The following is a 1,296-nucleotide window of genomic DNA, read 5'->3' as shown; positions in this document are numbered from 1 at the left end:
TGACCTTGGCGTTGGCGCCCCGTTGGTAATCCGGGGTGCCGGGGGCGTGGTCCTGGCGGGCGAGGGGGAGGGGGCCGCTCTCGACGGGGGGCTGGCGCTGCCGCTGGGCGATGCGCGCGGGGTCGCCCGCGCCGCCGAGCTTCACCTTGAGCAGCGGGCGGGCCGACGCGTCGCGCGCGGCCGCCTCCATGCTCTCGGGTGTGCCGAGGCTCAGGGTGTAGGCGGTGGTGGCCGGCGACGGCGCCGCGAGCCCGGCGATCTCCCAGGCCGGGCGGCCGGACGCCTTGGCCTCGAAATCGAACAGCGCGCAGTCGAGCGCGTTGCGCGCCGCACCGGGCTTCATCCGCTCCAGCAGCTCGGCGCGGCCGAGGCCGGCGGCGATCGCGTCGGCCTGTTCCTCGATCGCCGCGGCCACGCTCTCGACGCTCTCGCCGTAGCGCGGATAGGGCACGCACTCGCCCCAGCCGGCGACCGCCCGCTCGGCGTCGGCGATCCGCGCGGTGACGACCACGGCTTCCGTGCGGCTGCCGCGGCTGATCGTGAAGGCGCCGGCGATCGGGAAGCGCTCGACGGCGACCGCGAGCCGCCTCACGGCGCGGTCTCCGGGAACTCGGCGATCAGCCGGTCGACGAGGCCCTCGACGCCGAAGCGCACCGGGTCGGTGGCGGGCAGGCCGTATTCCGCGCCGAGCTTCTCGAGCAGCGCGCGGGCGGGATCCTCCTCGAGGGCCTGGGTGTTCACGGCGATGCCGGTGGGCCTGATGCCGGGGTTGGTGAGGCTGCCGAGCTGGATCGTCAGGTCGATCACCTGGCGGATCGAGGGCAGCGGGTGCTGGACGCCGCGCATCGTCGTGCGGCTCGGCTCGTGGCAGACCACGAAGGCGTCCGCCTGCGCCCCGTGCAGCAGCCCGAGGCTGACGCCGGCAAACGACGGGTGGTAGAGCGAGCCCTGGCCCTCGATCAGGTCCCAGTGCTTCGGGTCGGCCGCGGGCGCGATCCACTCCACCGCGCCGGAGATGAAGTCGGCCACCACCGCGTCGATCGCGACGCCCCGGCCGGAGATGAACACCCCGGTCTGCCCGGTGGCGCGGAAATCCGCGTCCATGCCGCGCGCGCGCATCCCCTTCTCCAGCGCCAGCACCGTGTACTTCTTGCCGACCGAGCAATCGGTCCCGACCGCGAGCAGGCGGCGGCCCGGGCGCTTGGTGCCCTTGCCGGTGGCGAAGGTCTCGTCGGTGTGGCGCACGTCGTGCAGCGCCCGGCCGCGGCGCGCGGCCGCCTCGGCGATGGCCGGCAC

1 protein-coding gene and 1 pseudogene are annotated in these 1,296 nt (G+C 75.1%); both read right to left on the bottom strand.

The annotated features are described in order from the left end of the window. Positions 1-592 (bottom strand): annotated as a pseudogene (locus FV230_RS28410) (hypothetical protein); the annotation flags it as partial. Further along, positions 589-1,296 (bottom strand): NAD-dependent epimerase/dehydratase family protein (locus FV230_RS28405; protein WP_147844734.1); only part of this gene is annotated, 708 nt, incomplete at its 5' end. The gene FV230_RS28405 and the pseudogene FV230_RS28410, both read right to left, overlap by 4 nt.

This window comes from Methylobacterium sp. WL6 (assembly GCF_008040095.1).
Lineage (GTDB): Bacteria > Pseudomonadota > Alphaproteobacteria > Rhizobiales > Beijerinckiaceae > Methylobacterium.
The sequence above is the reverse complement of the archived record's forward strand: the minus strand, read 5'-3'. Positions and strand labels throughout refer to the sequence as shown.